Raw genomic sequence first — 25821 nt, 5'->3', positions numbered from 1 at the left:
TTTCTATCCCAAGCCCCTCTCCTTCCTCGACAAGTAAAAACACCGCGCTATACTTACCACGTGTGATCCAGTGAAGGGAGAACATGTGAAGTATTCTATCCTGTCAAGCCTTCGTCATAAAGGCAAAGTGCTTCAAATGGATGTGGAACGGGAAATGGTGACATTGTGGGGAGGAAACGGGGATGTCATTGGGAGCTTGTCATGGGACGTTGTGGTCGATCAAGTTCTAGCGTATCGCAAGGGCGCAGTTCAGAAAGAAGTTCGGGTAGAACCTAGGATTTCCCTTACATTTCTAGTACGTTACAACACACCAGAAGGTCAGCAATTCGAGAGTCGCGCCGGTGGCATCGGCGGCGGTGGGCTATTTATTGAGAGCCACAGCCCTCTCCCCGTTGGAACTAAATTGGCACTGGAATTCTCACTTCCTCAAAAGCCCGACCAATGGCTTCCGGCCAAAGGGACCGTGGCGTGGGTATGCCCGAAAGCTGATCAATATACCTTCAGTCCAGGAATGGGGGTGCGATTTACAGAAGTAGATGCGGGCGTACGTGATCGAATTCATGAGGTTGTGAAAGTAACCCAGGTGACAAGCCAGGCTGCCTAAAGCCCTGTACAAGCAGAGCCAGAAGGGCAACATCGTCTCTATATGAAGTTTGCCGTTGTTTCTACTCCAGGTCATCGTGGTAAGTCGTTACTCGTTGATGCTCAACAAGAAACAATACACGTGTATGACACATCAGGTCAGTTGCTTGGCAATGTGTCGTGGGGCTCGCTTATCGAACGAGTATTGGCTAGTAGTGAGGATGCGCGGTTTGCCCATTGCCGCGCACAACCACGAGCCCCGCTCGCGTTGAAGGTACGTTACACTACTCCACAAGGAAAGCAATTCGATAGCCTGACGGGAGGAATCGGTGGGGGCGGGCTCTTTATTGAGAGTGGTGCCCCTCTAAGCCCTGGTACCGAGCTTACGGTTGAGTTTGCACTTCCAGATCGACCAACGGAGAAAATTAGAGCTAAGGCAAAAGTTGCCTGGGCTCGCCACAAGCCGGAACGATACCTTCTCTTTCCCGGCATGGGCATTCAGTTCATGGATTTAGAGGAGAAGATACAGGAAGATCTGGTTAGTCTTGTCGAAGCATTAAATCGAAGTCGATCCCCTTCCTGAAATCGTGTGGTGATATGTACCGGACAGTCAGATCTTGACTGCTTCCGGACGGCTGTATCCTTCCTACAGAATTTTCCAGGTTCAAGAAATCAAATGGAGAAGCCAGTGTCGGCTTCAAGCTGATTGGTCTGGCATTCAATTGCTTTACCCAAAAGCAGAGTTTCAAAACAGGCGAGTAGTACGTGTTAGATTCAGCTCGGTTTCGGGGACCCGTCTTCCCCTGGCGGAAGCTCTTTTGCTGCTTCGATGGACTGCTGAATTTCTTTTTGGGCGGCATCTACCTCAGCTTGGATGGTCCGCAGCTGGGGGTCGACATTGCTTCGGATATCGGTCACGGTCTGCCTGAATGTTCGTACAACCTCTCCCAGACCCTCCCCAAAACTCTGTAGATCATTTGGCGATACTCCCACGGTTGAGGGTGAAGCCTTCGTCTTGAGCGCGGCTTGTTGTGCCTGCACCCGGGCAACTGCCTCCTGATTGACGATAGCGGAAGGACGTTTGGTCGCAGGTTTCGTCTGAGCTCCTGTTGGCAGAGGTGGGTACGACGCTCGAGACATTGGAGCTGGATTCGCTGCCCGCTCTTCCATAGAAATGACCTGACTGGTCTGTGACGACCCGGCTGGCTGAGAAGGAGCGATCGAGGTGGGAGAGGCTTGAGTATTTGCACTGTAAAGAAACGAGGCTGTGGTTCCAGGGGTCAACTCTGGTCCAGGGGCATAGGGGGCATTCACTTTGGTTGGTGTCGGCGAAGTTGCCGTGGGCGTAACGACTGGATTTGTGGGGGCAATCTGAGCTGGTTGTTGGAGGGAGGTTTCCTGAGGAGGCTGATCAGCACCGGGTTGGGGAACATCGTTCACTTCCTTCTTGAACCCTCTTAACGCTTTGCCGACCCCCTCGCCAATTTGCGGTAAGCGTCCGGCTCCAAATATGATGAACACGATCACAAGAATGATGATGAGCTCAGAAAACCCCATGGTACCAAACACAGATGACCTCGCGTTGAGCGTAGAACGAAACGTTACCGAAAGACTCTAGCTGCCTCTTTGATGGGCTGTCAAGAAAAGGCCAAGCCACGAACGGCCTCCTTATATTAGAGAAGGGGAACAACTTCGGTTTGAAGGGGCAGGCCATGCACGATGGCTTCTTGGTCAGTTACATACACATCGAGCTCGCTCCGAATGCCGAACTCGCCAGGGAGATAGATTCCCGGCTCTATTGAAAAGCAGGTGTGGGGAAGGATCCGACGTCCATCATGCGTTTCAAGGTTGTCAATGTTGGCTCCGTTGCCATGAACCTCCTCGCCGATCGAATGGCCTGTACGATGAATGAAGAAGTCGCCATATCCTGCTTCATGGATTTTGTTCCGGCAGACATCGTCGACTTCCCACCCACAGGGAAATCGTCCTGTAGCTAGCTGAGTCTGGACAAACGACACGGCCGCATCGCGTCCTGCTCGGACATGCTCAAAAATCAGGCGATGCTTTGACGGCACCTGTTTTTCTGTATATCCAGTCCAGGTGATGTCGCCATAGACGGAGCCAGGTGCTATTTGTTTCGCCCAAAGATCGATCAAGACGAGACTGTCCCGTGTAATCGGAGATGAGGCAGAGTCACTTGGTGAGTAGTGGGGATCTGAACTATGGGCATTGACGGCCGCGATTGGCGCACTGGAGGTTGTCATGCCGGTATCGTGAATACGGGCGAGGATGAATTGTTGCAGAGCATACTCAGTTAAAGGACGTTGATGTGTGAGGCATGAGGCTATATGGGTGAAGGCCTCATCGACAATGCGTCTGAGGGTAGTGACGGCATACCGATGCGATTCCAGCTGTTCCTCCGTCCAGACAGCCTCAAATTGTTGGACAAGATCGGCGGAGGTCACAACATCCACTCCAAAGCTTCGAATGAGCTCAATCGTGCCGGCATCAACTCTGGAAAGATAGGGAACAGCATTGAGGGACGAGTACTGCATGGCAATGCATCGTCGATCTCGTAAGAGGGAGTCCAAGGCGGTCCGTTGCTGTTCCCACGAGACATAGAGATGGGAGTAGCCAGGCAAGTCATCCAGTACATGCGGCTCGATCCGATGAAGGAGTTTCACCGGGTCGCCGGTCCTGGGGATCCAGTAGTACCAACGGCGAGTGACATGGTGGGAGGAATCAAGGAGCAGCACCCGATAGGCCAAGGGGTCTGAACCACGAAAATCATAGAACAGCCATCCCTCAACGGTCTCCTGATCAAGAAGCGCATCTTGAATCGCACGGATTCGTGTGTGATGGGCAGTTTGGCTCATAACAGTTGCATCATATCGTCGGGGTGGAAGGGCGTCAATCAGACCGTTCCTCCATGCATCATGGTACAATGGCGATCGATGATGACCGCACCTGCCCACGATATCGCCGTCTATCGAGTGAGCTTCTTCTTTGGCCCGGAGCCGGTTGAAGGAAAACCGGATGTGCTGGCCTGTCTGTTTAATGTGAAGAAGCGGAGTTGGAAGGCCGGTATTCAGGTTGCCGTGGAGGTCAGCAGTAGTCACCTCTCAGCTATCGAGCGAAGGATTCAGTTGACTGATCGACTCGCGAAGATTTTCGCGACTATGGAGCCTCAAGAACGGGCCGACTATCAAGAACGCAGCGGTGAGATCTTTGTCCAAGCCGTGTGTCGGAAGAAATTGGATCTCCAGCTGTTGTCTGGACTGGCCCAGAATAATCAGAGGATTCCCGCTGAGGGATTGATGGTCGAATTGGATCAAGCGATCAGTGAGCACCCTGAGCATCTTATCTTCTACATCTTGGATGAACTGGGCCTCACTCCCTGACTATGCGTTCTTCCTTTGTTGTATCTCTGATGTGACTCCACACAGGGGGTTGCATTCAGCATCGAATTTGTTATAACGCATGACAGTATTCGTGTATGATTGGACTGATTGTAGGGCGTCCGTTTGAGCTGTTGAAGAGAAAGGAGGGGTCACACGTGAGACTTCCGATGGTGATTGTGTTGGTTGTCGTTACATACGGGGCAATGCTTGTGGCACCGGCTTGGAGCCAATCTACATCAACTGATTCTCTGCAGGGGACGGCCTCGGGAGCCGGTATGGGTGCTGCTTCCGCCGCCGCCACTATCTTGTATTTCCCGTTCAAAGCGGCCTTTGCCATCGGTGGAGGAATTGTCGGTGGCTTGGCCTATGTCTTTTCAGGATTTAGTGAGTCAACGGCGAAGAACATTTGGGTGCCCAGTGTGTATGGAACCTATGTCATTACTCCCGAGCATCTCAGCGGCGATCGCCCAGTTCGTTTCCTAGGCGTGGCAGCTGAAAACGAGGGGCTCTCTCCCGCCCCTGCCCCAATACCAGAACCTGTGCAGTAATGAGGAAGCCTGTCATCGGCGTGACCCCTGACTTCAATGCCGGTGACAGGAAAGATATGGGGGGAGCTGAGCCCACCTATTTCCTGAGAGCTCGGTACATTCGGGCCATCGAAGAGCTCGGTGGCGTTCCTTTAATCCTACCCTTAGTGGCTGCAGCAGCTGATCGACGGCGACTTCTTGACGGCATTGATGGACTTCTCCTTACCGGCAGCGGCCCTGATCTTCCGCCGCGTCTGTACGGAGAAAAGCAGCGCTACAAATTTCCATTGGTCAGTGAGAGGCGTGCGGGCTTCGAGTTGGAAATGGTGCGGCAGGCTAGGCGACGGGACCTTCCGCTTTTGGGGATTTGCGGAGGGATGCAGGCTGTGAACGTGGCATGCGGAGGCAGTCTCTTTCAGGATATCCCTGCCCAGGTTCCAGAGGCGATGGATCATCGGCAAAAGACGAAAGCGGTCTCTGTCTCACATGCGGTGACCGTGTTACCGAAGAGCCTCCTGAAGCAGATTGTTGGAAAAGAAACCCTGATGGTGAACAGTTCCCATCATCAGTCCGTGAAAGCCGTTGCTCCATCACTCATAGCCAGTGCGGTGGCTCCCGATGGCATTGTTGAGGCCATTGAGTCCCCTAGCCATCGATTTCTACTTGCCATTCAATGGCATCCTGAGTTTCTATTCGACCGACACATGGCTCACCGTCGGCTCTTTGAGGCTCTGTTACGTGCCGCGCGGCGGACCCGGGCATGAGCTTTCGGGACGGTTCAGAAAGGCCGAACCATTCTTGGTCGGTAGTCCTCCGGTATGCTCTTGCGGTTCAAACGGGCGTTTTGCCGGTGATCTCTTCGTGCCAAAGCTTCGCGTCTGAGGCCGGAGACTCGCTGTGAGCAATCCCTTCTTTCGGACGAAACCCATTGATCAAATTCTGTCCGATGCCGAGCAGCCGGAGCATCGCCTCAAGAAAACACTGACAGCGTGGGACCTGACGGCGCTGGGAATTGGCGCGATTATAGGAACCGGGATCTTTGTCTTGGTCGGGACTGCCATTGTGGGTGATGCTCATCGACCGGGGGCGGGGCCTGGGATTGTTCTTTCCTTCGTCCTTTCCGGTGTCACCTGTGCGCTGGCAGCCCTCTGTTATGCCGAGTTCTCGGCCATGATTCCGGTGGCAGGGTCTGCCTATACCTTTTCCTACGCCACGTTGGGAGAGTTTCTCGCCTGGCTCACCGGCTGGAACCTGATCCTCGAGTATGGCGTCGCCTGCGTTGCCGTCGCGATCGGGTGGTCGGGGTACTTCAATAAATTACTCAAGCTTGCAGGTCTTGAACTGCCCTACTGGGCCACCAGTCCCCCGCAGTGGGCTGGTGGACCCGAAGGGAGCATTGCGAATTTCCCCGCCGCCATCATCGTCTTGCTCGTCACCACGATCCTCGTAATTGGGATTAAGGAAAGTGCAAGAGCTGCCGGTATGATTGTGCTCCTGAAACTAGTAGTGATTCTCTTCTTTATCGCTGTTGGGGCCCCCGCTGTGAACAGCGACAATTGGACACCGTTCATGCCAAACGGGTTCGAGGGAGTCCGAGCCGCTGCGGCCATCATCTTCTTTGCCTATATTGGGTTTGATGCTGTCTCTACGGCTGCAGAGGAGGCGAAAAATCCTCAGCGAGATGTTCCGTTCGGGATCCTCGGATCGTTGAGTGTATGTACGGTTCTGTATATTTCCGTCGCGACCGTACTGACGGGGCTGGTCCCGGTAGGCCAAATCGACATTCATGCACCAGTCGCTGAAGCGCTCACGCTGGTCGGGTTCAAGTGGGGTGCCGCGATCGTCGCAATTGGAGCTGTTGCTGGAATCACCAGCGTACTGGTGGTTATGATGCTAGGGCAAATCCGAGTCTTCTTTGCCATGTCACGGGATCAACTACTGAGTCCACGCCTATCCACGGTTCATGGACGATTTGGGACGCCGCATCGTGCGACCATTCTCACTGGTGTCGCCGTGGCAATTCTTTCGGCGTTCTTCCAGATCGGGGATGCGGCCGATATGACCAACATCGGAACATTTTTTGCGTTCGTCTTGGTCAGTTTCGGGGTCATGCTGTTGCGATACACAAAGCCCTATCAACCTCGCCCATTTCGTCTTCCGTTCATGCCCCTTGTGCCGCTCCTCAGCATTGTAGCCTGTCTCTACCTCATGGCCGGGCTGCCGTGGGCCACGTGGATCCGCTTTATAGTGTGGACTGCTGTGGGCATTGTCGTCTACGTCGGCTATGGCATGAAGCATAGCAAGCTCTCCAGGGGAGATACCCAGAATTGTTGAGGGTCCCGACGAGACGGGCGGTAAATCCTGACCTGAGCTATGTGGAGGGCGATGTCGTCGATGCAGGAACTGCGGCAGGAGAGGCCTCAGTCTGGGTTGAAGCTGCTCCAGGCGTAGCCTGGTTCGTAACAACTGGCGTAGGTGGAGTGGAAGCGGTTCCTGCTTGAGTAGCAGGGGGTGGAGGAGTCGCGGCTCTTGGAGGTGCAGCAGGTTTTGGTGGGGCCGGTTTTTCCGGCTTAATTCCTCCTTCCCAGGAGGGACCGGAATACATATCTGCCGTTAAGCCCTTGGTTTTCCATTTTTCTTCGAAATCAGCTGCGGCTTTGTTCGGTGTTTCGCCAACACCTGTTACATCATTCCAGGGGTACACTTTGGGTCCGATCTGGCATCCAGATTCTGTTCGTCGCAAATACAAGGCGATTGGATTGCCGCGGTAGGGCCCAAGAAAAATATGAACCGATCCGACGTACTCGAGCAATGAGGCCATAAGGCCCTCCCAGAAATGCTCATGATGCCACAAGACGTGAGAACGGAGCAAGACTACCTTTCAGTGGCACCTTCGGAGCCAGAGACCGCCCACTTGAAGGGGCAATCCATAGGTCGTCTTACAAAGAGAACAAATCGTCAAAAAGTCTCATGCCTCAGTTTTCATGGCCCGTTCTCGAGTGTGATGAATGGAGCGCAAGAGCGCTCGATGGCTCCGGCAGCCGACCGCCAATCTCGCGTCAGAGATTGTGACGGGTCGATAGGGAAGGAGGTACCGGTCCTTTAGACGGCGGATGCGGGCAAGAGACTGAGCCAACCGTTGGGAAGAGATATCCGTGTTGGCGACAGCCTTACTGACGGCGTGCATGGCGGTGACCACTCGATTCCGATCCCTGCAGATCAGCGGCATGTCGCAACCTGCCTGGATGGCCAGAACAGCCGCGTCTCCTATACCATAGTGATCGATGATCGCATGCATTTCGAGGTCATCGGTCAGCACGACTCCGTCGTAGTACAACTCTTGGCGAAGCAATTTTGAGATGATGGCCGGGGACAAGGTCGCTGGCCGTTGCTCATCCAACGCCTGATACTGAACATGGGCTGTCATCATCGTCGAGACGCCGCCGGCAATCGCTCGACGGAACGGGGGAAACTCAATGCGCTCGAGACGATCGCGAGAGGCGGTCACGACGGGTAATTCTTTATGTGAGTCCGACGTGGTATCGCCATGTCCTGGAAAGTGTTTCCCACAGGCGACCACGCGATTGTCTTGGAGGCCACCCACCGTGGCGACTCCCAATTCAGACACCAGAGTGGGAGTTGTACCGAACGCTCGGTCGCCGATGACCGGGTTTGAAGGATTACTATTGACATCCAACACCGGGGACATATTCATGTTGATCCCGACGGCCGCCAATTCTTTTGCGGTCGTTGCAGCAGCGGCATAGGCCAGTTCTGAGGAGTGGCACTGTCCCAGGACATCACATGGTGGAAAAATCGTAAATTCTTTCGGCAACCGTGAGACACGTCCGCCTTCTTGATCAATGGAAATCAGGAGAGGCGAATGCGGACTGCAGCGTTGAAGTGCATTCGTCAAGTCGACGATTTGCTCGGCCGATTCCAGGTTTCTTGCAAATAGGATGACACCACCGGGCTGATATTCTTTGATGAACGACGCAAGATCAGCCGATACAGTCGTACCGTCGAACCCTATCATAAAAAGTTGCCCGACCTGGCCATGAGTCATTGTCATGCTTGCGTGCTCTCTTGCTTCAGCGAACGAGTGATCAGGAACTGAATCAACAGCCTTGTCCCGATACCAGTTGGGCCTTTAGGAATATACGCGCGTTCCCGCTCGCTCCAATCGGTACTGGCAATATCGAGGTGCACCCAAGGATAGTCGCCCACGAACTTGCTCAGAAACAGGGCGGCGGTGATCATGCCGCCTCCACGCCCACCGATATTTCGCATATCGGCCACATCACTTCGTAGTTGCTCGAAATATTCCTCCCACAAGGGCATTTCCCATACCCGCTCCCCGGCTCGGAGACCGGCGCTTGTGATCGCCTCCTTCAACTTCGTATCGGTGCCAAACATGCCGATTGCGAATTGTCCTAGGGCGACAACGCAAGCTCCTGTCAGTGTGGCGATGTCGATGAGCGCGGCTGGTTTAAAACGGGTGGCATAGGCCAGACCGTCCGACAGAATCAACCGCCCCTCGGCATCGGTGTTTTGGACTTCCACAGTTCTTCCTGAGAGTGTGGTGACCACGTCACCGGGACGCATGGCACGACCACCGGGCATATTTTCTGCCACCGGAAGGATGCCGACGAGGTTGAGGGGTAATTTTAGTCTGGCCGCAGCTCGTACGGTGGCTAAGACCTCTGCCCCTCCGGTCATATCGGCTTTCATTTGCTCCATGTTTTCCGCTGGTTTGAGGGAGATCCCTCCGGTATCGAAGGTGATGGTTTTCCCGACGAGGACGACCGGGGGATCGGCTTTCTTCTTGGCTCCGTGGTACTGGAGAATAATGAACTTGGGTGGTTCATAGCTGCCTTTCGCAACGCCAAGCAACGCACCCATCCCAAGCCGTTCCATCTCCTTCTGTTCCAGGATTTTGAGGCTGATCCCGGTGTCCTTCGCCACGGCCTTTGCCTCGCTAGCAATCTTCGTCGGGGTCATCACATTGGAAGGATGGTTACAGAGATCACGAACGAAGACAGTGGCTTCGGCCGTTGCGATACCACGGCGAATGCCCTCAGAACTGGAGCTCACCAGGTTTTTCTGCGAGACCAGAATGGTCATGGCAGTCACGCCCTTGCCTGCGGGAGCCTCACTGCGATAGGCCGTGAACTGATAGCTTCCTAAGATGGCTCCTTCGGTGAGGGTCTGTGACAGGTCGCACATGGAAGCCCCGCGTGGTGTAACGCTCGGCAGCGCGACCGTGAAGGAGCCTGCCTTTGCCTGGCGAACCCGTTTGACGGCATACCCCATGGCTTGGCGAATCTGATCCAAGCCGAGCTGATGGTGTTTCCCAAGACCGGCTAAAATCAGACGCTTTGCAGGAAGCTTTCCATGGGTGTGAAGCAGCATGACCTCATGAGCCTTCCCTTCGAATTCACGCGATCGCCGAAGCTCTCGAAGTGCTCCACCAAGGGCTCGATCCAACAAAGTTTCGTCGGGTGTCGAAAGAGTTTCGTCTTCACACAGCAGGATGACGAGCGCTTCTGTACGGTCGGTGTCGACGCGTCCTTGTTTGGCGTGAATCCGCATGATGTCCATTGGATACTCCTTGTGTGAATATGAACGATGAGCCACTGGCAATCCGTGTGCCTTGATAGTCGCACCACGTCTGATGGTCCGATGGTCAACGGGATTTCTCACACGCCTCGCGCATCGGGTGCCCAAATATGTTTATGCAGTTGGAGTTGAAGACGAGCGACGAGGCGGTCTTCCAGCAGCCATTCAGCCAACTGGCGAGGATCAAGTGTCCCGAACACCGGACTAAAGAGGACTGGACAGCGATCGCTCAAATGGAATTGCTGGAGAACGTCCTTTGCCCATTCATAGTCGACGCGATTTTTGATGACGAACTTTGCTTCATCTCGCGGTCTGAGCCGTTCCACATTGGGCCAGTGCATACGGTCGGTCATCCCGCTTCCAGGGCATTTCACATCCAGAATGATGTGAACAGCTGGATCGATGGAACTGGTATCAATCGCGCCACTCGTTTCAAGGAGGACCGTGAAGCCGTCTTGACACAAGTGATGCAATAGAGTGGGCGTCTCCGCTTGTGCCAGGGGTTCGCCTCCCGTCACCTCGACCAACGAACACCCATACGACCGGACCCTCTCGAGAATGTCCTCAACGGATTGTTCTGTTCCTCCAAAGAAAGCATACTCTGTATCGCACCAACTGCAGCGAAGAGGACAGCCGGTGAGTCGAACAAACACGCAGGGTAATCCAGCAAAAGTGGATTCCCCTTGAACGCTATGGAAGATCTCGGTGATGCGCATGAACGACGTGTGGGCTAACTCATGATGGGACGTGGTGATTTGCCGAAGAAGGGGCTCCTCTGGTCATCGGCATAGACTCATGGCCACTTGACAACGGGCCAGTTATGACGACGGGCAATCGCATCCATTCCCCGAATCGGATTGACCACTGTTGGGTGTCCTACAGCACGGAGGAGGTCAACATCTCCCGGACTATCTCCATACGCATAGCATTGAGATAGATCCAATGTGAATTCGTGGGTCAGCCGATCGATCAGTTGACGCTTTCCCACTCCGTACGGGAGTGGAGGCACAAGCAAACCGGTATACAGACCCTGCTGTTGCTCCAACTGACTGGCAAAACACCGATCTGCTCGAAGTGCGTCGGCAACGGGAGCGATCAGAAAGTCGAGCGACCCCGTCACGAAAATGATGGCATGACCTGCGCGGCGGTGCTCATCGAGCTTGCGCATGGCGACGGCCGAAACGCGAGGGCAGAGTTCTTCCCGACAAAATTCTTCACCTAACGGTTCAATCACTTGTGAAGGCTTCCCCGCCAAGTACAGCTTCCGCTGGCGGAGGGGATGGAACGACACAGGAGGAACATGCCGCAAGAGCCATGCAATGCTGTCTCGAGCTTCTGGCCAGCCGACGATCCCGCGACGCCACAGCCAGCGGAAAAATCGCAATTCACTTGCTTCGCCGGGCAAGATCGTATTATCGACATCGAAAAATGCGGCAACGGTAGAGGCAAGGCCTCGTTGTTCAGTCTGTATCATGCAAGCGCAGCGCGGATGTGAATGGTCGGGCAATTTTACCGGACGATTCGTTCATTGACAAGAATTTTGGGCTACTTCTATAATGCACACTCTTTTCCCCTCATATGCTGACTTGAGGGTTTCAACGCAGAGTTTGTGATACGGACGCTGCGAGCGGGCCAGGGTGAGCGAAAACCTATGACGGATGTTGTCGTCGTGGTGTCGAGCAACTCAAGAACATGATGGCAGGCTTCGTTGTAATATCCTGCTGAGTGCCGAAGTGGTGGAATGGCAGACACGCACGTTTGAGGGGCGTGTGGCGCAAGCCGTGCGGGTTCAAGTCCCGCCTTCGGCACCATACAGGGTTCATCACCGCGTCCATTTGGGTCTCGGTGTCTCCCGCAAATCCGGGGGTGACTCCCCTTGGTCTTACACCTCCTGGTCTGGTTGTGCCCTATCGACGTGTGCATACCGCCTTCATAGGCTGTTTCATCATCAAGCCTCCCCATTAAGGTGAGTTTCGTCTTGATCGTCTGAGACAGCCGAATCTTTCCGCCAATGGCAACCCACCGCGTCGAAGCGATGGTTCCTTCTCCACGGAGTGACGGTCGTCCTCAATGTACACAGGTGTAGCGCGGATAAGCTGATCTGACCCTGCTCTGGGTAATCGTGGTATTTGAGGTCGTGCCATCACAGGGACAATTCTGACGACATTGGACCATTCAGGCCTAGACTTTCATCTCCCGATCGTAGGACACTACGGGCCATTTGGATCTGGCCGCAACGTGAGTGCGCGATATGCCATGAGGGTGTGCTGTTCGCCTCCCCTCCTACGCCACCTCAGGGTGGATTGGTTGCTCCCATTCGTTAGGACATAGAGTTTCACATGAACACGACCGGTTCTCTTGTCGATGTCTTGCGTACGCAAGTGGCTCATCTCGTACATGAATTGGCTGAGCGAGACAGTGTGTTGCATGAACGCACTCGTCACCTCCGTGTGGCTCAGGCATTGGCTCATCTAGGTAGCTGGGAGTGGGAAATCGAGGGTGGAGCCGTTCGGTGTTCGTCTGAATTATACCGGATATTCGGTCGCGAGCCTGGGGTGGACCTTCTAACATTTGATGGGCTTATGACGGCGGTTTTCCAGGAAGATCGAGATCGGATCATTGATTCTATCAATCATGCTTTGAGTGGACGAGTGTCATACGATGTCGAGTATCGGATCGTTCGTCCGAACGGCGAAGTACGGACCATTCATTCCTGCGCTGAGGTTTTGCGTGATGACGGGGGTAAGCCCTGTCGTATGTCTGGGTCTGTTCAGGACATCACCGAGCGGGCCCGTTCAGAGGCGATGTTACGTTCCTCACAGGAAAAACTCCGGCAAGCACTTCAAGCATCGGGTATTGGACTGTGGGACTGGAACACCCATACCAGCGAAATCGTGCTGTCGGAGGAATGGAAGCGTCAGCTCGGGTACGAGAAGACGGAGCTTACGGACTCATTTGAGACATGGGAAGGTCTGTTGCACCCGGAGGATCGTGCTCGCGTCATAGGCTACTTACGGGACTCGGTGCGCGAACATCATGAAGAGTATCGGCAGGAATATCGGTTGAGGCACAAAGATGGAACCTATCGATGGATTGAGTCTCGAGCCGCGTTGGTGACGGAAGCTGACGGTCGCCGGATCCGTTTCCTTGGTTCGCATATGGACATCACGGATCGTAAACGCATGGAGCAAGCCGTACGAGAAAGTGAAGACCGGTACCGAACGTTGGTCGACCTATCGCCTTCCGGAGTCTTTGTGTTCCGTGAAGAGCAGACCGCGTATGTCAACCACAGAGGTGCCCTTCTTCTGGGGGCGCCGGATCCTTCAGCACTGCTCGGTCGAACGATGTTCGATTTTCTCCACCCAGACTATCACCGTGACGTCCGTGACAATGCCCACCAAGTGCTCGCTGGAAGCGTGTCAGTTCATAGTGCAGAACGAATCTTTCTGAAAACGGATGGAACTCCGATTCCTGTTCAAATGGAGGCTGCCAGGATCGTATGGGACGGCACCCCCGCCATGATCGTACTCATCTCCGATGTCACGGAGCGTAAGAAGGCGGAAGAAGCCTTGCGAGTGAGTGAAGAGCGATTTGCCAAGGCGTTCGAAGCCAGCCCCCATCTCATTCTCATCAGTGAGCTCGAAACCGGTCAGCTGGTGGAGGTGAATGATGCGGCCTGTCAGCTATTGGGCTATCGCAAGGAAGAAATCCAAGGCCAGCTCATCTGGGACATCGAGGTCTGGGGGGTGGCGGAGGCACAAATCCGTTTTCGCGATCGATTGAAACGAGCTGGCTCGGTTCGTAACTTGGAAGTGAGTCTCTGTGCCAGAAACGGTGATGTGCGCCGTTTCCTTTTGTCGTCGGAGGTCATCGAGTTAAAGGGGAGACCTTGCAGGGTAACGGTTGCGGATGATGTCACAGATCGGATGCGGGCAGAGGATGAGTTGCGTCGATCCCATGCCTTGTTGCGACAGGTTATCGACGGCTCGCCGAATTTTATCTTCGCCAAGGATCGTGAAGGGCGTTTTACGATGGCCAACAAAGCGGTTGCCGAGTGTTACGGCACAACGGTGGACGATCTGATTGGGCAGACAGACGCCGATTTTAATCCCCACTGGGATGAAGTGGAGTTTTCTCGCGAGAAGGATCTCCAAGTGATGGCATCCCTGCAGGAATGCTTTATTCCTGAGGAAAAGTTCACGGACTGGTCTGGAAAGACACGCTGGTTGCAGACCATCAAGCGTCCGATTGTTGATGACCACGGGCGGTTCCGCATGGTGCTTGGCTCGTCGACGGACATCACGGAGCGGAAACGGATGGAGGAAATGTTGCTTCAACAGGAGCAAGATCTGAATGCCGCACTACAGGACCGGGAGCGGATCAGTCAGGATCTCCACGATGATGTGCTTCAATCGGTCTATGCGGCTGGGCTTGGGTTGGAGGCGTGTAGGTCGATGGTGAATCGGCAGCCTGCGTTGGCTGCTGATTGCCTGATGGGAACATTGGAGCAAGCCATTGGGCAACTCAATCACGTCATAGAAAATATCCGCAATTTCATTTCTGGCCTGAAGCCTCGCGTTGTGCGGGGTGGTGATTTTGTCGCGGATTTGCGAACTCTGGTCCAGACGATGTGTGACGCGTCGTCGATTCGATGCCGAGTGCGGATTGATAACGCGGTTGGCCCGCATCTCTCAACCGAATCAGCATTCCATCTCATCAATGTCGTGCGGGAAGCGTTGAGTAACGCGCTCCGCCATAGCCATGCCACGCGCATTACCGTGTCATTGCGTCAGCTCCTCGGATCAGTTCGTATGACGGTGGTGGATAATGGTATCGGATTCAACCCCAAGTCGGTTCAGGGCATCGGCCATGGTTTGGAAAATATGGCGGCACGAGCTCACAAAGCCGGCGGGGTATTTGCCGTACGGTCTGAGCCTCACCGCGGGACTAGAATTCTCCTTGATCTGCCAAAAGAACCATCTGCTTATTTCAATTAATCCGAGGTGTTATATGGTCACACTCCAGAGGTTGTACGGATTCATATTCTGCCTCCGGCTCCACTGATCTGTGCGGTTCTTACCTAGTCGTTCCCTCAAAACGTAGGCCATTTGGATCTAGACTTTCACCAATTGTCGTAGGACACTAGCATCCGCTTGGTGTGTTTATTAGGAACCAATAGCCTTGGTGGAAGGTAGATCGCTTCTCAAGCGGATATGGCGCGATCACCTAGGGTGTCATAACGTGGTCAGCCACGTGGACCGAACTGGCCCTTAGGGGACTATCAATGTCACCTGGCATGGAGCCTCACCATGAGTCCTACCAGTCACCTTCGCGAACTGGATTTGTTGAGAAAGCAGGTTGCGGACCTCACACGTGAGCTGACGGATCGCGATCAGACCTTCCGTGACCATAAGCGAGAGCTCGACGATGAGTTGCAAGACTTGCGTGAGCGGTCCGACATGCTTCGTGTCATTGTCACCGGTACCGCAACGGAGACCGGCGAGGATTTCTTCCCAACCTTAGTGCGCCATTTGAGCTCCGTGTTGGGAGTGCAGTACGCGGTTGTCGGGGAGGTCCAACACTGTCCCGTTAGGAAAATACGTACGATTGCTGTCTCTGCCGGTGGCAGCCTCGTCGACAACTTCGAATATCCCTTGATGAATACCCCATGTGAGACAACACTTAGCCAACCCTTCTCTTGTTTTGAGCGGGATGTTCGAACCGTGTTCCCACTGTTTGAGCGGTTGGGTCAGCTAGGCGTCGAAGGGTATTGCGGTGTACCGCTCAAGCAGAAGGGTGGGACAGTCATTGGGCTTCTCGTCCTCATGGATACCAAACCATTGCGTAATACGGATCGACTGCGATCGCTCATGGCTGTGTTCGCTTCGCGGGCAGGCGCCGAGCTCCAGCGACGGCATTCTGAACTACAACTCCAACAACAGCAGCGCCAGCTCATGGAAGCCCAAGCGCATGCCCACCTGGGTAGCTGGGACTGGGATCTCGACAGCGGAACGGTGCACTGGTCAGAGGAGCAATTCCGGATCTTCGGCTACGAGCCAGGGCAGATGGCCGTTAGCTATGACACATTTGTCACCTCACTGCACCCACTGGATCGTGCGTGTGTGCAGAGTGCGATCGAGACTGCACTGAAGGGCGGCACAACCTACGACGTGGAATGTCGCATCATCCGTCCTGATCGGACAATTCGGGCGGTCCACTGCCGTGGAACAGTCTCTCGAAGTGTCGACGATCGTCCCGTTTCATTGTCGAGCAGTGTGCTTGATATCACGGACCGTCAGCGAGTTGAGGAGGAGCTCAAACTTTCTCGGAAGCGACTCACACAAGCGCTTCGGGCATCAGGTACGGGGTTGTGGAGCTGGAACACTGAAACGGACCAAGTAGTTCTTTCTGAGGAGTGGAAACGACAGTTGGGCTATGGCGGGACAGAGCTTCCGGATGCATTTGAGACGTGGACGACCCTTCTGCATCCAGAGGATCGCGAAGGTGCCATCGCCTATGCCCGACAGTATCAAACCTCGCCCGATGGGGACTATCGACAGGAGTTTCGCCTTCGGCACAAGGATGGCACGTATCGCTGGATCGAGGCACGTGCTTCCTTTGCAACAGAAGCCGATGGCCGGAGGATGCACCTCCTTGGATCCCATAGCGACGTGACCGATCGCAAACGAATGGAGGAGACGATACGAGAGAGTGAGGAACGATACCGAGCGTTAGTCGAGCTTTCTCCATCGGGTGTCTTTGTGTTCTGTGAAGGGCGAACAGTCTACGTGAATCGAACCGGTGCTCTTCTGATGGGAGCACAGGGCCCGCAAGAGATTCTCGACCGACCGACGTTTGAATTCATCCACCCTGACTATCATCACGAGGTTCGTGAAAGTGTCAAACGATTACTCGGGGGCGGTGTATCTGTCCATAGCGCAGAACGGGTGTACGTGCGGATGGATGGGACGACGATTCCGGTTCAAGTCGAGACCGGACGGATCATGTGGGACGGTAAGCCGGCGATCCTTGTGGTGTTTTCTGATATCACTGAGCGGAAACAGGCTGAACAGGCATTGCGAGAAAGCGAGGAACGATTCGCCATCGCCTTCCGAGCGAGCCCGCATCCGATCGGCATCACGGAAGCGACAACGGGTCGTTGCATCGAGGTCAACGATGCGTGTTTGCAGCTGTTCGGGTTCTCGCGCAAGGACGTGATCGGAAGTACCACCTTGATGCTGGGTATCTGGCCGAGCGAAGAAGATCGGGCACAGTTCATCAAGCGGTTGAAGACTCACAGGCCGGTTCGCAATGTCGAAATGAACTTCAAGACAAAAACTGGGGATGTGCGCCATATCCTGGTGTCTTCAGACCTGGCTGAGCTTAACGGAACGCTGTGCCTCGTCACGGTCGGGAACGACATCACCGACCGCAAGCGAGCCGAAGAAGCTCTGGCCGATCTGAATGCGACGTTAGAGCGGCAGGTAGACGAGCGAACCGAGGCGTTGCGTCGAAGTGAAGCGCGGTTTCGTCAGTTCTTCGACAATGCTCCGAATGTGACATGTTTGAAGGATCATGACGGTCGCTATCTGTATACCAACCGACGATTCGAGGAAGTCTTCCACCTGGCTCCTGGTATGGCCTTAGGCAAGACGGATCGCGAACTGTTTCCACCTGCGCAGGCCGATCAGTTGGAATTGCATGATCGACAGGTATTCGGCGAGGGACGAGGACAGGAGTTTGAGGAGGTCATGCAACAGAAGGACGGATCTCATACCAGCATTGTCGTGAAATTCCCCGTGACTGATACGTCCGGTCGTCTCTCTGCCCTTGGCGTCATTGCCACTGATGTCACTGAGCGTAATCGTGTCCAAGACGCCTTAAGGGAGAGTCAGGCCCGATGGGGACAGTTTGCCGAATCAGTCAGTTCAGCATTCTGGATCGCGGATGTGACACCGGACGAACGGAAGGTGCTCTATGTCAACTCGGCGTTTACCTTTATTTGGGGTATTGAGCGAGAAGAAATCTATCAAGATTGGTTCCTTTGGCTCGCCTCAATCCATCCGGATGACCGCCTGCGGGTGGCGGCAAGCCATGATCGGTTTGTCGGCGGAGGGATGAATGCATTGTTCCATTGTGAGTACCGGATCGTGGGGCGGGACGGCCATATTCGGTGGATTTCCGATCGTCGAGTCCGGATGACCGGATGGGAACATCGCATTGCGGGTATTGCGGAGGATATTACGCACCACAAGCAGCAGGTAGCGCTGCTGTCCCAAACAGAGGCGATCGGGAAAATCGGAGGATGGGAGGTTGATTTCCTGACGAACCGTCTTTCGTGGAGCGACGAAACATTTCGGCTGCATGAGACCACCCCGGAGTTGTACAGCCCGACTGTGGAAACGGCATTGGGGTTCTACACCCCCGAAAGTCGCCCCAGGATGGAGGAAGCATGGGGGAAGGGGGTGACACTGGGGCAGTCTTGGGACCTCGAGTTGGATCTTATCTCGGCAAAGGGACGCCGGATTGCAGTGCGAGCAGCCGGTAAGGTCGATGTTCTGGAAGGGCGGGCCGTTCGGGCATATGGAACGTTGCAAGACATCACCGAGCGCAAACGTGCGGAAGAAGCGCTCTGGCAGGCGCACGATGAGTTGGAGCGCAAAGTTATCGAACGCACCGCAGAATTGCAGGCTAGTGAAGAGCGATACCGGAGTCTCTATGACGAAACTCCATCTATGTATTTCACCGTGGATAGAATGGGAATTATCAGGTCAGTCAATCAGTACGGGGCGCGGTACTTAGGCTATCGCGTCGAGGATCTTGTCGGAAAGTCGGTGGAGACGATCATCTTCGAAGCAGATCGAGCGCGTATCCGTGCTGAGCTGGAAGCGTTCTTCCATCATCCTGAAGGAGTCGCCCAATGGGAATTCCGCAAGGTACGAGGCGATGGCACAGTGCTGTGGGTACGTGAGTTTGCGCGTGTATTGCAATGCCAGGTTGGAGAGTCATTGGCACTGATCGTGTGCGATGACATCACGGAAAACAAGCGGGCGGCGGAGGCGCTGCGAGCCAGCGAAGAACGTTATGCGCGTGCCACAGCCATCGGCAAGGTTGGGGTCTGGGAATTGGATGTCCTCAAGGGGCACTACTATGGCGATACCAATCTCAAGATGTTGTTCGGCTATGGGTCGGAAGAACTCTCGACCGATCCCTTTACCTGGCTGAGGCTTGTTCATCCGGACGATCAGTCAATTGCGATGAAGAACTGGGAGCAGATGCAATGCGGTCCAACCGACCAGTGCCACTACGAGCTTCGCATGGTCAGAAAGGACGGTTCTGTTATCTGGACTGATGTGCGTGGTCACGGCGTTCGCGATTCTCAGGGACGATTGACGCACATGATCGGAGCCACGGTCGATATCACGGAACGCAAACAGGCGGAACTAGCCCTGCGTGAAAGTGAGGAGCGATTCTCCAAAGCCTTCCGCACGAGCCCGCATCCAATAGGAATTACGGAGGCCGTCACGGGTCGTTGCGTCGAGGTCAACGATGCTTGTCTGGAAGCGTTCGGTTTTCGTCGAGAGGAAGTGATCGGAAACACCACATTTCTTCTCGGTATTTGGCCGAGTCTCGAGGATAGAGCGCGGGTCATCGAGCGATTGAAAACTGGGCAACCGATGCGCAACATGGAGTTTGCGTTAAAGACCAAATCGGGTGCGTTGCGCTATTTTCTGGCCTCCGCGGATCTCGCCGAGCTCAACGGAGTACTCTGTGTGGTGACAGTTGCGAACGACATCACGGACCGCAAGCACGCCGAAGAAGCGCTGCGCATGAGCGAAGAGCGTTTTGCGAAGGCGTTCCAAGTCAGCCCCCATCCGGTGGTGATCAGCGAGCTGGATTCTGGTCTGATCGTGGATGCCAATGAAGCGGCATGGCAGCCCTTCGGATATCGGAAAGACGAAGTTGTGGGACACACGACGTTGCAGATCGGGCTCTGGCCTTCCGCCGAGGAACGGGCTCATTATCTCGAGTTGTTGAAGCGCCAGGGATCCATCCGAAATATGGAAGTGCTACTCCGGAGCAAGAGCGGCGATATCCGTCAATGCCTCTTGTCGTCGGAACTGATCGAGTTGAATGGCAAGCAATGTAGTGTGACGGTTGGTAATGATATTACAGAGAGTCGGCGCTTGGAAGAGGCGTTGCGGTTGACCCAGTTCTCTGTGGATCAGGCCGTTGAGGCGATCATGTGGCTGGACCCGAACGCACGGGTGTTCAATGTGAATGATACGGCATGCCGAATGCTGGAGTACTCGCGAGAGGAACTGCTGGGTATGACGGTTCATGACATTGACCCCAATTTCCCTGTGGAACGGTGGATGGACCATTGGAACTACTTGAAGGAACAGGGGTCGTTGACGTTCGAAGCAAAGTTTTGGTCACGAACCGGAGCCGTCTTGGAGACGGACGTGAGCGTCAATTATTTGCTGCATGAAGGGAAGGAGTGCGCCTGTATGATCTTGCGGGATATTGGGGACCGCAAGCGGGCGGAGGCTGAACTTCGCCGATCCCATAAGTTCTTACGTCAGGTGATCGACACGGCCCCGAATCTCATCTTTGCCAAGGATCAAGCTGGACGATTCGCTATGGCGAATAAAGCTGTAGCTGATTGCTATGGGACCACTGTGGAAGACCTCATTGGAAAATCTGAGGTGGATTTCAATCGGAATGGGGAAGAAGTCAACTTCTTCCGTCAGCTCGATCGTGAAGTCATCCAATGCGCAGAGGATCGATTCATCCCGGAAGAAAGAGTCACTGATGCGGAAGGTAAAACCCGTTGGCTACAAACGGTCAAACGACCGATCTTCGATGATGAAGGAAATGTGCGCATGGTACTTGGAGCGGCGACCGATATCACGGAGCGTAAGCGTATGGAAGAGATGCTGCTCCAACGCGAACGAGATCTGAACACGGCGCTTCAAGAACGAGAACGAATCAGCCAAGATCTCCACGACGGGATTCTCCAATCACTGTATGCCGTCGGGCTTGGCTTAGAGGCGTGTAAGCCAATGCTCAAGCAACAGCCCGGGCAGGTTTCGGTCAAGTTCCTGGCGATACTCGATCAGACGATTGGCCAGCTCAACCAGGTGATGACAGAAGTGAGGAACTTTATCGCAGGTCTCGAATCTCATCCGATAATAGAAGGTGGTGATTTTCCGACCGTTCTTCGGGACATGGTGAGAGCCATGTCCCGTTCGTCTGCAGCAAAATGCACCGTCAGAATCGATAAGGCGGCAGTGCATCAACTCTCAACGGAACAGGCCCTGCATATTATTAATATCGTTCGTGAAGGACTGAGTAATGCCCTGCGCCACAGTGAAGCCGAGCGAATCATGGTGTCGCTTCGATTGCTCCGGCATTCAGTTCGACTGGCCATTACGGATGACGGCATCGGTTTCAATACCAGCTCGACTCAGGGTGTTGGTCATGGATTGAGCAATATGGCTGCACGAGCTCAGAAGGTCCGCGGAGTGTTCTTTCTTCAATCGACACCTCGCAATGGGACGAAGATCTCCCTCGATTTGCCAAAGGAGACGACCTATGCTCACAACTAAAACTTCACCCCAACCCATTCGTGTGTTGCTCGTCGACGATCATGAAGTGATTCGTGTGGGACTCCGGACAGTGCTGGGCCAGAACCAAGGCGTTAGCATTATCGGGGAAGCTGGCACCATGGGAGATGCGATTCTGCAGTCCCAAAAGTTGAAACCCGACATCATTTTGATGGATGTCCGACTTCCCGATGGATCCGGTGTCGATGCCTGTCGAGAGATTCTTGGAATGCTTCCGAGCACCCGAGTGATTTTCCTGACCTCCTACGCCGACGATGATTCCGTGCTGGCAGCCGTTCTGGCCGGTGCGCAGGGCTATGTGCTCAAAGAAATCGATTCAGGCGCCTTGCTAGAGGCCATCCGCTCAGTTGCCAGAGGGCAATCGATTTTAGACTCGACAGTCACCGAGCGGGCGTTGCGATGGCTGAGAGGATTGCACGATTTACCGGCGACGCCGGGTACGGATCAACTGTCATCCCAAGAGGAACGAGTGGTGGCGTTGGTTGCTGAAGGCAAGACCAACAAGGAAATCGCCGTTGCCCTCGGGCTCAGTGACAAAACGGTCAAGAACTACTTAGCGAATGTTTTTCAGAAACTTCGCATCACGCGGCGCGCCCAGGCCGCGGCTTTTTTTGTGAAACGGCAAGGATAGGCTCATCACATTTGGCTCTAGCCAGGTAGAGACAAAATTTGTCTCCAGCAACCCCATCGTCCTGTGGTGTTCCACCGTCGATTCCTGTAAGTTTGCTTTGATCTATTCGTGTTCATAACTAAAAGTTAGCGACGAGGCTCCAATCCATCTTTGGGGGGAGTCTCAGCACCGTTGCTCCTTGTGGCCATCCGGTCGTTCGGAATCGGTGGATGATGAGAGCGGGGCACTCGACGTCGTTGTGTGTCGTTCGAGCATACCGGGAGGTTGTCCCTCATGGCAGCCGGTCTTTTCCTAGGAATGCTGGTTCTCCTGAGCCTCTCTCTTTGGCGTGTTCTTCGACTTCAGCGTGAGAACCGCCTAAAGACCAAGGTTATTGAGGCGACCAAGTGTGGTGTGCTTGTGACCGATGCCACTCTCCCGCACCACCCTATCTGCCAAGTGAATGGAGCCTTCCTTGCATTGACCGGCTATGCAGAGCATGAAATCCTTGGTCAAACCAGCATGATTCTGAGTGGCCCTGAGACTGATCGTGCGTCGATGGAAACGCTCGGACTGGCTCTTCAAGATGGATGGAGCTGTCGGGTCTGTCTTCGCCATTATCGACGGGATGGCACATTGTTTTGGAATGAGGTGATGCTCTCGCCAGTCAAGGACAGGGCTGGGCGACTGACCGAAGTCATTTGGATCATGCGCGATGTCTCGCAGATTCGAGAGTTGGAGGCTGATCGGCGGGGGAGCCCGTCGCCCACCCTGTTGTGTGAGTCTGTCTCAGAAGGCATGTTGGTGATGACGGATGGGGACGTGGTGTATGTGAACATGGCCGGATTGAGGATCCTCGGAGCAAGTTCCGAAGCTCAGGTCGTCGGTCAAGCGTTCTTGGGCTTGATTCATCGGGATTTTCGGGAGAGTGCTCGAGAGCAATTCGTCCGAACATCGTCACCTGATTCAGAGCGTCAATGGGAAACCAGAATGCTGCGTATCGATGGCGATGTGATCGCGGTTGAGGTGTCGATCACGCCTATCGTGTGGGAGGGACGGGAATCGGTTCTTGTCTGTTTTTTAGATCGATTGTCCGCGAATCAAACAGGAACTGATGCCTCTTCGGGGCTCCCCTATCTTCGCCGCTTGGAGTCCATGACGGAGATGAATGGTTGGGCATGGGACGAGGCTCAGGGTACAGAACTATGGTCGGCCGAACAGTACCGGATCCTTGGATATGGACCTGGGTCAGTGCCGCCGACGTATGATACCTTTAAAAAGGCCCTTCATCCAGGGGATCGTGATCGTGTCCTCGCATTGTTTGAGGAGACGTTCACCTCCGACCGCCCGTACGATATTGACTGCCGAATCATTCAACCATCCGGTGTCGTGCGGTTTGTCCGGTGCCGGGGTGTTCTCATGCATGGACTGTCGGGTCAGCCGATCCGGATGTCTGGAACCATTGAAGACATTACTGACTACAAACTTATGGCGACGCTGGCGGAGGAACGAGTACTTCAACTCAAGGTCGTGTTGGAGGCGTCTTCCAGTGGGATGGCCCTGGTAAGCCGAGAAGGAACGATCTCTCTTGCGAACCGGAAAATTGAACAGATGTTTGGGTATGCGTATGGAGAACTGGTCGGTCGTCCCGTCGACTCTCTGTTCCAGAGCCTTGATCGTGCTCGGTATGCTCGTGACTCTCGCGAGGTGTTGTCGGCTTCGGGCGATGGTCTTTCAATAACTGGTGTGGAATTATACTGCGTGCGGAAAGATGGTTCGGGATTCCCTGCCGAGATCGACCTATACCAGATTGCTCTGTCTTCGGGACCGTCACTCCTGGTGAGCATCGTGGACATCACGGATCGCCGTCAAGCCGAACGAACACTTCGTGATGATCGCATGCGCTTGGATCTCGCCGTGCAAGTCGGGCAGGTCGGGATTGTGGAATATGATCACAGCACGGATACGGTCTGGTGGTCTCCAGTCCTACGGACTATCCATGGCATCGGGATGGAGGAGCCGGCTTCACTGGAGCGGTATCTGCAGCTGGTCCATCCCTCGGATCGAGATAGGATGGGTGTGATGGCTCGACCCGTCACCCCTTCCGATGAGGATCGAACCGTTGAGGTGACGTACCGTATTGTTCGGCCTGATGGAGCTGTTCGCCTGATCAATCTCTATTATACGACCTGGTCTGATCGAGGAGATCCGTCACCGCGGCCTTGCCGGACCGTAGGGATGCTTGTCGATATTACGGATCGGAAGTCCCTTACGACGGTTATGCCACCTCTCTCCACGATGAAGTCACCTCAGGCCATCCCTCGCAGTGTTTTCCATGAGTTCAACAACAGTTTGACAGCGGTCCTTGGGTTCAGCGAGTTGGCCTTTTCGCTGATTCCCGTCGACAACAAAGCCCATTGCCATATTCAGCGAGTGATTGCAGCCGGTAGAAACGTTCGTGAGCTAGCCCAAACCATTCGACGTGCGGCGGATACCGTCGCCGCCTATCCGGAATCCATCTCACGACCCGGATCGGATCCAACGCCATCACAGCCTGGGGTGCCAGATGTTGTCGGTCCTTATCGTTGACGATCAAGCCGAAATCCGTCAGCTGATCCGGGACGCCTTGGAGGGAGCTGGCTATCATGTCGAAGAGGCTTGCAATGGGAAAGAGGGCCTTGAGCGCTATCGCGCGAAATCCGCTGACCTCGTTCTCATGGATATCGTGATGCCGGATCAGGACGGATTGGAGGCCATTATGGCACTGCGGCGTGAATTTCCAGAATCTCGCATCATTGCAATGACGGGAGCAAGCGATACGATCGGCATTCTCAATTTCTTAGATGTGGCAAAGATGTTTGGAGCCAAACGGACACTTCAAAAGCCATTTGAACTTCAGGTTCTCCTTGATGCTGTCGCGGCTGAAGCGACGACCTAGCCAACCCTTCTGTGCGCCTGTTCCTCCCGCGATTGACAACGCCGTGCAATCCCGTCAGACTCCGCCCCTTTCAGGCATACGTGGACCATCTCGATGCAACTGTTGAATTGCCTTCTAGGGATCCTTGTCACGGTCGTCGGATTCTGGCTGATCTGGGGAACTATTGCTCCAGTCGTTGTACTGGGATGGGGGCTTGTCGTAGGGGCCTTTCTCTGGCTGAAGGCGAAGTCGATTACAGAGATCTGGGCGTGGGCGACTCTGTTGCTCGGATTGGAAAGTTTTGCGTGGCCGGTGGTATTGATGATTCAACTCAAGGGGCCGTCAGAGTCGCTCCCTGAAGCTGAGATGGGAACTATCCTCTCAGCGGTCGTGCTGGGTCTGTTCTCTTCCGTATTTTGGATTTCCTTTTCCTATGGTCTATTCAAACGAGCATGGCGAACAGATCAGCCAGTATGCGAGGAAGAGCCTACCGGGACGTCGCTCTCGCGCTCTAGGAAAAAGAAAGCCGTGTGAT

Annotated in this window: 19 protein-coding genes and 1 tRNA gene; 13 read left to right on the top strand and 7 right to left on the bottom strand. The window is 54.5% G+C overall.

Annotated elements, in window-relative coordinates; all coding sequences use genetic code 11:
* The first annotated feature begins 85 nt into the window (after positions 1 to 85).
* Together ACYX34_RS04245 and ACYX34_RS04240 are read left to right on the top strand one after the other, a co-directional pair.
* A complete protein-coding gene (locus ACYX34_RS04245; protein WP_462075316.1) occupies positions 86 to 604 on the top strand; it encodes a TIGR02266 family protein in 519 nt (172 codons plus the stop codon).
* Positions 605 to 724: 120 nt separating this feature from the next.
* The gene (locus ACYX34_RS04240; RefSeq protein ID WP_462075315.1) at positions 725 to 1165 is read left to right on the top strand and encodes a PilZ domain-containing protein; all 441 of its coding nucleotides are present in this window, start codon (positions 725 to 727) and stop codon (positions 1163 to 1165) included.
* Between the two features lie 191 nt (positions 1166 to 1356).
* Here the strand turns inward: ACYX34_RS04240 and tatA are convergent, their stop codons facing one another.
* A complete protein-coding gene (gene tatA / locus ACYX34_RS04235; RefSeq protein ID WP_462075314.1) occupies positions 1357 to 2139 on the bottom strand; it encodes a twin-arginine translocase TatA/TatE family subunit in 783 nt (260 codons plus the stop codon).
* A gap of 116 nt (positions 2140 to 2255) precedes the next feature.
* A complete protein-coding gene (locus tag ACYX34_RS04230; RefSeq protein ID WP_462075313.1) occupies positions 2256 to 3458 on the bottom strand; it encodes a M24 family metallopeptidase in 1203 nt (400 codons plus the stop codon).
* A gap of 78 nt (positions 3459 to 3536) precedes the next feature.
* Here ACYX34_RS04230 and ACYX34_RS04225 point away from each other — a divergent pair, with 78 nt between their 5' ends.
* The 4 genes from ACYX34_RS04225 to ACYX34_RS04210 all read left to right on the top strand — a co-directional run bounded on the left by ACYX34_RS04225 (position 3537) and on the right by ACYX34_RS04210 (position 6844).
* On the top strand, positions 3537 to 3983 hold the full coding sequence (locus ACYX34_RS04225; RefSeq protein ID WP_462075312.1) for a hypothetical protein: 447 nt from the start codon (positions 3537 to 3539) through the stop codon (positions 3981 to 3983).
* 155 nt (positions 3984 to 4138) lie between these two features.
* Positions 4139 to 4531 carry a hypothetical protein gene (locus tag ACYX34_RS04220; RefSeq protein ID WP_462075311.1) on the top strand — a complete coding sequence of 131 codons (393 nt, stop codon included), beginning with the start codon at positions 4139 to 4141 and terminating at the stop codon, positions 4529 to 4531.
* The gene (locus tag ACYX34_RS04215; protein ID WP_462075310.1) at positions 4531 to 5274 is read left to right on the top strand and encodes a gamma-glutamyl-gamma-aminobutyrate hydrolase family protein; all 744 of its coding nucleotides are present in this window, start codon (positions 4531 to 4533) and stop codon (positions 5272 to 5274) included. Before ACYX34_RS04220 ends, ACYX34_RS04215 begins: the two co-directional genes overlap by 1 nt.
* A 133-nt stretch (positions 5275 to 5407) precedes the next feature.
* Positions 5408 to 6844 carry an amino acid permease gene (locus ACYX34_RS04210; protein WP_462075309.1) on the top strand — a complete coding sequence of 479 codons (1437 nt, stop codon included), beginning with the start codon at positions 5408 to 5410 and terminating at the stop codon, positions 6842 to 6844.
* A gap of 37 nt (positions 6845 to 6881) precedes the next feature.
* Here ACYX34_RS04210 and ACYX34_RS04205 read toward each other — a convergent pair whose 3' ends face one another.
* The 5 genes from ACYX34_RS04205 to ACYX34_RS04185 all read right to left on the bottom strand — a co-directional run bounded on the left by ACYX34_RS04205 (position 6882) and on the right by ACYX34_RS04185 (position 11603).
* Positions 6882 to 7331 carry a hypothetical protein gene (locus ACYX34_RS04205; RefSeq protein ID WP_462075308.1) on the bottom strand — a complete coding sequence of 150 codons (450 nt, stop codon included), beginning with the start codon at positions 7329 to 7331 and terminating at the stop codon, positions 6882 to 6884.
* Between the two features lie 147 nt (positions 7332 to 7478).
* Positions 7479 to 8582 (bottom strand): beta-N-acetylhexosaminidase, encoded by a 1104-nt coding sequence (nagZ, locus tag ACYX34_RS04200; protein ID WP_462075307.1) that lies wholly within the window; start codon positions 8580 to 8582, stop codon positions 7479 to 7481.
* Entirely contained in the window at positions 8579 to 10111 is a 1533-nt protein-coding gene (locus ACYX34_RS04195; protein ID WP_462075306.1) for a leucyl aminopeptidase, read from the bottom strand. Before ACYX34_RS04195 ends, nagZ begins: the two co-directional genes overlap by 4 nt.
* A 98-nt stretch (positions 10112 to 10209) precedes the next feature.
* Positions 10210 to 10845 carry a radical SAM protein gene (locus ACYX34_RS04190; protein ID WP_462075305.1) on the bottom strand — a complete coding sequence of 212 codons (636 nt, stop codon included), beginning with the start codon at positions 10843 to 10845 and terminating at the stop codon, positions 10210 to 10212.
* A 77-nt stretch (positions 10846 to 10922) separates the two neighbouring features.
* A complete protein-coding gene (locus ACYX34_RS04185) occupies positions 10923 to 11603 on the bottom strand; it encodes an HAD family hydrolase (protein WP_462075304.1) in 681 nt (226 codons plus the stop codon).
* 253 nt (positions 11604 to 11856) lie between these two features.
* On the opposite strand from ACYX34_RS04185, the gene ACYX34_RS04180 reads away from it, so the two are divergent.
* The 7 genes from ACYX34_RS04180 to ACYX34_RS04150 all read left to right on the top strand — a co-directional run bounded on the left by ACYX34_RS04180 (position 11857) and on the right by ACYX34_RS04150 (position 25820).
* Positions 11857 to 11940: transfer RNA gene (locus ACYX34_RS04180), tRNA-Leu, on the top strand.
* Positions 11941 to 12468: 528 nt separating this feature from the next.
* A complete protein-coding gene (locus ACYX34_RS04175) occupies positions 12469 to 15126 on the top strand; it encodes a sensor histidine kinase (protein ID WP_462075303.1) in 2658 nt (885 codons plus the stop codon).
* 312 nt (positions 15127 to 15438) lie between these two features.
* Positions 15439 to 21741 carry a PAS domain S-box protein gene (locus ACYX34_RS04170; RefSeq protein ID WP_462075302.1) on the top strand — a complete coding sequence of 2101 codons (6303 nt, stop codon included), beginning with the start codon at positions 15439 to 15441 and terminating at the stop codon, positions 21739 to 21741.
* A complete protein-coding gene (locus tag ACYX34_RS04165; RefSeq protein ID WP_462075301.1) occupies positions 21728 to 22390 on the top strand; it encodes a response regulator in 663 nt (220 codons plus the stop codon). Before ACYX34_RS04170 ends, ACYX34_RS04165 begins: the two co-directional genes overlap by 14 nt.
* A 273-nt stretch (positions 22391 to 22663) precedes the next feature.
* The gene (locus ACYX34_RS04160; RefSeq protein ID WP_462075300.1) at positions 22664 to 24958 is read left to right on the top strand and encodes a PAS domain-containing protein; all 2295 of its coding nucleotides are present in this window, start codon (positions 22664 to 22666) and stop codon (positions 24956 to 24958) included.
* On the top strand, positions 24936 to 25307 hold the full coding sequence (locus tag ACYX34_RS04155; RefSeq protein ID WP_462075299.1) for a response regulator: 372 nt from the start codon (positions 24936 to 24938) through the stop codon (positions 25305 to 25307). Before ACYX34_RS04160 ends, ACYX34_RS04155 begins: the two co-directional genes overlap by 23 nt.
* A 93-nt stretch (positions 25308 to 25400) precedes the next feature.
* Positions 25401 to 25820: a hypothetical protein gene (locus ACYX34_RS04150; protein WP_462075298.1), complete on the top strand. Its 420-nt coding sequence runs from the start codon at positions 25401 to 25403 to the stop codon at positions 25818 to 25820.
* Position 25821 lies beyond the last annotated feature (1 nt).

The sequence above is a fragment of the Nitrospira sp. CMX1 genome (genome assembly GCF_054902215.1).
The sequence above is the reverse complement of the archived record's forward strand: the minus strand, read 5'-3'. Positions and strand labels throughout refer to the sequence as shown.